This window comes from Cryobacterium sp. MDB1-18-1 (assembly GCF_004402735.1).
Lineage (GTDB): Bacteria > Actinomycetota > Actinomycetes > Actinomycetales > Microbacteriaceae > Cryobacterium > Cryobacterium glucosi.
This window is the reverse complement of sequence record NZ_SOFR01000008.1, coordinates 1-6,713: the sequence shown is the minus strand read 5'-3', so window position 1 is coordinate 6,713 and position 6,713 is coordinate 1. Positions and strand designations below refer to the sequence as shown.

General features: G+C 60.5%; 5 protein-coding genes and 1 pseudogene. 3 read left to right on the top strand and 3 right to left on the bottom strand.

Annotated elements, in window-relative coordinates:
* Positions 1-565 precede the first annotated feature (565 nt).
* Entirely contained in the window at positions 566-862 is a 297-nt protein-coding gene (locus tag E3O50_RS01360; RefSeq protein ID WP_134448359.1) for a Na+/H+ antiporter NhaA, read from the top strand.
* Between the two features lie 209 nt (positions 863-1,071).
* Here the strand turns inward: E3O50_RS01360 and E3O50_RS01355 are convergent, their stop codons facing one another.
* Positions 1,072-1,755, bottom strand: coding sequence for a response regulator transcription factor (locus E3O50_RS01355; RefSeq protein WP_134448357.1), 684 nt, complete (start codon positions 1,753-1,755; stop codon positions 1,072-1,074).
* A complete protein-coding gene (locus tag E3O50_RS01350; RefSeq protein WP_134448355.1) occupies positions 1,752-3,011 on the bottom strand; it encodes a histidine kinase in 1,260 nt (419 codons plus the stop codon). The genes E3O50_RS01355 and E3O50_RS01350 overlap by 4 nt, the downstream gene beginning before the upstream one ends.
* A 341-nt stretch (positions 3,012-3,352) precedes the next feature.
* Here E3O50_RS01350 and E3O50_RS01345 point away from each other — a divergent pair, with 341 nt between their 5' ends.
* Both E3O50_RS01345 and E3O50_RS01340 read left to right on the top strand, forming a co-directional pair.
* Complete coding sequence (locus E3O50_RS01345; protein ID WP_198413421.1) at positions 3,353-5,560, top strand: MMPL family transporter; 2,208 nt, start codon at positions 3,353-3,355, stop codon at positions 5,558-5,560.
* Positions 5,561-5,852: 292 nt separating this feature from the next.
* A pseudogene (locus E3O50_RS01340) lies at positions 5,853-6,171 on the top strand (transposase); the annotation flags it as partial.
* Between the two features lie 316 nt (positions 6,172-6,487).
* Here the strand turns inward: E3O50_RS01340 and E3O50_RS19530 are convergent.
* A partial coding sequence (locus tag E3O50_RS19530) for a transposase (protein ID WP_241975225.1) occupies positions 6,488-6,713 on the bottom strand: 226 nt, incomplete at its 5' end.

The following is a 6,713-nucleotide window of genomic DNA, read 5'->3' as shown; positions in this document are numbered from 1 at the left end:
GAGGGACTGGACATGGTGGGACTTCCTGATTCTCGCCCTACGTCAAACGGCGAACTTGCTCTGAGCTACCCGCCTCAACTCACCCTGACACGTAGGGCAGTGGCACCCGACGATGCGAGTGCCTGTGCCGTGACATGGCCGGCGGTGTGTTCTCTCAAGTTGTGGCCGCCTGTCTCGATCCAGATGGTGTCAATCTCGTTGCGCGCATTGGGTGCAAAACACCGGTGATGCCTGATCGTGACGCCGCTCGAGGAGTTCCAGCAACATGCTCCTGGTGCTTTCGTCGGGGCTCGTGCTTGAGCCACACATCGATCATCACCTGCTAGACCGCGGCGTGCTTGTTTAAGGCCTTTTTGATTCCGGCTGGTTTGTCGCGGGCCGAGCTCCACTTCGAGCTCTGGACGGAAGGAGCAATGCAGATGGCCCCCCGCATAAATATTCGGTGGCTCCCGAGCGCGCTACTGGCCATACCGCCCGGTGGCCCCCAAAGGCAATATCGGTGGCCCCCGGAAGCGCTAATACTCATTTGGGGAATCGTCAGCGCATTGCCGGTGGGCAAAATGACATGGATCGCACTAACGGATGGCTCGCCCGTTTCGTAAGCCAGCGCTCTCAAACGCCACAACTCACGGCGCTCGGGCATGCGACCGTCGGGGCTCTCGGCGGCATCGGCTTCACCGTGTCGCTTTTGTTGAACAAGCTCGCTCTGGGTGGTTCGGGAGCTGTCGCCGACGAGGGAACACTCGCAGTGTTACTGGGGTCGGTGATCTCAATGGTGGTGGCCGCCGTTTTGATCTCCCGTCTCGCCGCTGTCCACCGCCGCGAGGGCGTTCGTTCTAGGTCCGATCTCGAACCGGACTGAACTCACGGCGCTGCAATTCGTGAAAAAGGAACTGCCGACCACGAACGCGATTCGCGGCAGCGTGACCCGAGGTTCCCAGCCAACAGTGGTCACTGTCACAAAACGCCCCGTGCCCAAGTGGAAGTTCGCAGCCAGTCCGAGTATGACAACTCGGACGATACTTTGCGCGAATAGTGATGGCTTGCAAGGCTTCTCGTTGACGCTGAAGGCTATATCCCGGTGGCACCTTTGCCGGGTCGGATTGCCCCGGTTTCGTATCCGAGAACGACGGCGTGAACCCGGTCACGGAGCTGAAGTTTGGTCATCATCCGGCTGACGTGGGATTTTGCGGTTTGCTCCGCGATATAGAGTTTCGACGCTATTTCGCGGTTTGAAGCCCCCGACGCAACCAGCATGAAGACGTCTCGTTCGCGTTCGGTCAGTTCATTCAGCACGGTCGCTGAGGTGAGCCCTGCGGGCCGGCTGTCTACGAAGTTCTCGATGAGACGTCGCGTGACACTGGGTGCAAGCAGGGCGTCGCCGGCTGCGACCGTGCGAACGGCGGTAGCCAACTGTTCCGGTTCGGTGTCTTTAAGTAAGAATCCGCTGGCCCCGGCCCGGAGGGCTGCGTAGACGTAGTCGTCGATGTCGAACGTGGTGAGCATGATAATGCGGGGAATGTGGGCCGTTCCGATCGGAGAGATGAGTTGCCGGGTGGCATCTATCCCGTTCATGTTGGGCATTCGCACGTCCATCAGGACGATGTCAGGGTGTGCAGTGCGGTTTTGGCGCACAGCTTCAACGCCATCGTTTGCGTCTGCAACAACAGTCATGTCCGGTTGGGCGCTGAGAATGGCTGTGAGTCCGACCCGGTACATCGGTTGGTCATCGACGACCATGACGCGAATACTCATAGGTCGCCGTTCTTGGTTGTCTCGGCGCATACCGGAAAGGCCGCGAAAACACGGAAACCCCCCTCGGGCGTTGGCCCGTGTTCGGTCTGGCCGCGCAATTGAGCGGTACGTTCTTGAATGCCCTGAAGTCCTCGACCGCCGGTTCCGAGCGCTTCGGCTGGGCGGTGCATTGTCGGATCTGGTTCGGCCGGGTCGTTGGTGATTTCGACCTGCAGCTTGTCTTTGACGATCTGGAATTGCACTGACACCGCCGCGCCGGGGGCGTGGCGAAGAGCGTTGCCCAGCGCCTCCTGCACCGTTCGGTATGCAGCCAATTGCACAACGGAGGAGAGGGTCGTCGCGTTCGAGCCGATACTGAGAGTGACAGGAGAACCGGCCCTGGTCGTCACGAGTGCGAGTTCCTTAAGGTCGGATAGCTGTGGCTGGGGAGAGAATGGTAAGTCTCGCGCGTCGGGGCGGAGCACGCCGAGCACCTGCCGCATTTCGTTGAGCGCAGAACGAGCGGAACGCGCGATGTTCTCGAATTCTGCCCGGGTTTCATCATCGAGATCGGGAATCCGGTAGGGCGCCGACGAGGCCTGAATGTGAACTAGTGACATGCTGTGAACAACAACGTCGTGCATCTCTCTGGCTATTCTGCCGCGTTCTTCGGCGTGTTCCCGCCGGGCGTGTTCGAGCTCCACGTCCCGTTTTGCGGACGCGAGTTGGTCGCGGATTCGTTGGCGTTGCCCGATCGCTATCGACAGAGCCAGTACCAGGGCACTGATGGAAGAATCGCCAATGATACTGCTTTGCCAATTTGTGAGCCCGCCTGTCGGCCGAGACATGATGGCGGCAACGAGCAAGATCAATACAATTCCCAACCACCATACCGCCAGGGGCAACAACCAGCCGCCCCAAATTCCGAGTACCGCGATCAGCGCACAAAAGGCGAGCAAACCGGTGATGGGCAATGGCCAATATTGTCCGGGGCTGTGGGCCGTGAGCACGATGAGACCTGCGAGTGCCCCGAGATTGAGCATCGAGCCGATCTTGGGAAAACGGGGCGCGAGAAGGATGCTTCCACAGAGAATCGTGAAGGTCAGGAAAGTCAGCGCAATAGGAGTGTCATAGACATCGATAGTTACCGGAACCGCCGTGCTAAAGAGGGCGATAGTGATGATGGCTAGAACAGACCAGGCGAGGGCGCGGGGTCGCCGCAGCCGGGCAACCGCCCCGGGGTAGAGCCGTCGCAACTGGTGACGAAACAGGAGCATTGCCAACTATTCCTTCTGAGTAGGTAGACCACTGCGCTTGGGTGTCGCCGTTGGCCCGCGATCTCGACTCTACGCACAATGACGCGCTGGACCAGCCCCCTCGGGTACATGCCACCCCCTACCGGCGTAGGGGTGTGGTCGGTACCCGCAGTCATTGTCTACATGAATGCCTTGTCCTTAAAGTCAGCGGGTGCCGCGATCTTCGGCACCCGCCCGAACCTCAAGGAGAACCCTATGAAAAGCCCTAATCGCTGTGCAGAATTCACTGACACCGCGGCACCGGACGGCGTGATTGTCGCCAGCCCCGTTGCCGCCGCTATTTCTGGGGTGGTGACGCACTGATGGCTGCACTTCTGGCACCGCCCAGCAGGATGTCACAGGCCACCCCACCCCGAACGCCAACCGACCATGGCTTCTTCTGGAAGCTCGGCGGATGGTGCGCCGAACGCCGATGGGCGGTCATCATCACCTGGACGCTCCTGCTGGTCGCCGTCACGCTCGGGAGCTCGGCGTTGAACGGTGCATACAACGCTGCATTCGTCCTCCCCAATTCCTCGGCACAAATCGGCGCCGACCTCCTCAAAAGCCACACGGACCAAACCGGAAAGGCCGCCCGGGGGACCGCATCAGGCGACGTCGTATTTCACGTTTCCTCCGGAACACTGGCAGCCCAACAGTCGGCCATACAGGCTTCCATCACCTCCATTGCGAGTCTCAGCTCGGTTCGTGCAGTGAGCGATCCCTTCGCCTCCATGTCTGCCAACGGTCAGGTCGCAGTCGCCTCAATCACCTACAAAGACACCGTCACAGCCTTAGACACACCCGACGCAAGCGCCGTAGATTCTGCTGTCAGCGCGGTGAGGACAGCGGGCATCAGCGTCGACTATGGTGGCGACCTCGGAGGCGCCGCTGGGCCATCCTCCGCAACAACGAGCTCCGAGCTCGTCGGGATCGGAGTCGCGATCCTGATCCTGCTCCTCGCGTTCGGAAGCGTACTCGCTACGTTGATTCCCGTTGTCAGCGCTGTGATCGGCATCTTTGCGGGTATCGGTGTTCTGGGCATTGCCAGCGCCTACTTCGCCTTCCCGAGCGAGGCGCCGACCATCGCGCTGATGATGGGGCTTGGCGTCGGAATCGACTACGCCCTCTTCCTCTCAACCCGGTTCAGACAACTCATCAAGGACGGTCTCGACCCAGTCGCCGCGGTCGCCACGACCGTTGGCTCCAGTGGCCGCGCCGTGGTCATCGCCGCCGCTACCGTCGTGATCTCGCTGATCGGTCTCTACGCGTCGGGCATCACCTACATTGGGCAGCTTGGCGTGTCGGCCAGCATCACCGTCGCGGTCGCCGCCCTGTCGGCAATCACGCTCGTTCCCGCACTCCTGGCAGTTGCAGGTCGACGAATCGACGTCCTCAAAGTTCGCAAGAACCCTATCGCTGAACCGGTCACGAACGCGCAGGGCTGGCAGCGGTACGCAACCGCACTGAGCAAGCACCCCGCCGCCTATCTCACTGCTGGGCTTGGGCTGCTTGTCCTGCTTGCCCTGCCAGTCCTGACCATTCAGATCGGAAACCCAGGCGTTCGAGCCTTGTCCACCCAAACGACAGAACGTCGGGCATCGGATGCCATCGACGCGGGGTTCGGCCCCGGATACCAAGCACAACTCGTCGTCGTAGCCCGGGCACCCCAAGGCCAGACCGACGCCCAGCTTGCAACCGAAGCCACAGCCCTAAATGAGACCCTCACCTCAACGCCAGGTGTGGCCTCCGTGACAAAGTTCGCACCCACCACGGACAAAATGCTCCTCGTGGGAAAGGTCACACCCACCACCTCCGTCGGCGACACCGCCACCGCCAACCTGATCTCCCGGCTAGACGCCACGGTCCTACCAGGCCAAATGAAAACTTTCGGGTATGCCGGCTACGTCACCGGAGGAGTCGCCACATCGATCGCACTCCAGCAAGCTGTCGCATCATCGTTGCCCACGATCATTTTCACGGTCGTAATCGCGGCAATCCTCCTAATGCTTCTCACCTTCCGATCCCCAGTGCTTGCCCTCAAAGCAGGAATCATCAACCTTCTCTCAATCGGTGCCTCATATGGGGTCCTCGTCGCAGTATTCCAGTGGGGCTGGGGCTCGAGCTTCCTCGGCGTCGCCCAACCAATCCCGATCGTCTCGTACGTGCCCATGCTGATGTTCGCCATCATCTTCGGCCTCTCGATGGACTATGAAGTATTTCTGCTTTCACGCATCAGGGAGGCATGGATACGGGGAGACAGCAATAGAGATAGCGTCGCCCACGGACTTTCCGTGACAGGCCGAGTAATCACGTGTGCGGCCGTAATCATGGCCTGCGTGTTCTTCTCATTCCTTCTCACAACGAGCATCACTATCAAGATGCTCGCGCTCGGCCTGGGTATCAGCGTCCTCATCGACGTCACCGTCGTGAGACTCGTGATCGTTCCATGCGCAATGTACCTTTTCGGACGCGCCAACTGGTGGACACCCAAATGGCTGGACCGCATCCTGCCTCACCTTGAGCCCTAACAGAACTCGTCTGCACGCGGAAATGCCCTGCTATCGCCAGGTACCCCCCGTTATTTTCTTCGTAGGCCCAATCAGTGTGAGCTGGGAGGGTGTTGGCCTGTCGGGCCCGGCATGATTGCTGCCCCCAGTCGTTCATGATCCGGGGGGGGGGTGTTGTCACCGGGCCTGACTGGCATCAGGTGATCGCTGATCGGGCCTGGACCGGGACTCGTCCCAGACCATTCGTAACGTGGATGCCAAGACTTGACGCCGCGGCACAGGCCAACGAAACGAAGCCTGGAACGGAGAATTCATGATCGAGAACTACGACACCGTTGACGTGCTTATCGGCGTTGAGGCGAACATCACGCCGTTGCATCGGACCGGGCGGGGAAACAACTCTTCGACAAAGCGCTGCCCAACGAAGAGATCAAGCTGTGGGACCTGATCGGGCAGTTGAAGGAGCGCGGTCGGGTGTTGTTCGTCGTGGATCAGCCAGCCACGATCGGTGCGATGCCGATCGCGGTCGCGCAGGCCGAGAACGTGCTCGTGGACTACCTGCCGGGCCTGGCCATGCGCCGGCTCGCGGACCTCCACGCGGGGAAGCGAAGACCGACGCCCGGGATGCCGCGAGCTTTTTCGTGGACAGCAGTTCTGACACCTTTGTGATCCGTTCTAGAGCGTTGCGCCTCACGCGGATCGGAAACGATCAATTCTGGACCGTCGAGAACTTTTGGAGGTTTACGACAGCTTTGTAGCAGCTGATGTGCTTCACCGGTGAAGGCTGGTTGGGCCGATTACCCCTGCGCTGTTGGACGAACGACGATCTCTCCGACGTCGATGCCGGCGGGTTGTTCAATGGCGAAGGGGTCACGTCCCGCTGAGTGGTNGGTCACGTCCCGCTGAGTGGTGGAGTTTCTCAACACCGTGCGGGTCAGTTGTTCTAGCTTAGGCGGCGGCGAGTTCTGGGAGGATCACCGCCTCGTCGATGACCTTGATGGGGTTGTTCATGGTGGCCAGCTCGAGCATGGATGCTTCGGAGAAGTAGCGCCGTTCGCCGGCCTCCCACTCGTCATGCTGCTCAATCAGAACCGACCCGGCCAAGCGCAGCAGGGCCGCGGCGTTGGGGAAGATACCGACGACGTCGGTGCGGCGTTTGATCTCCTTATTCACC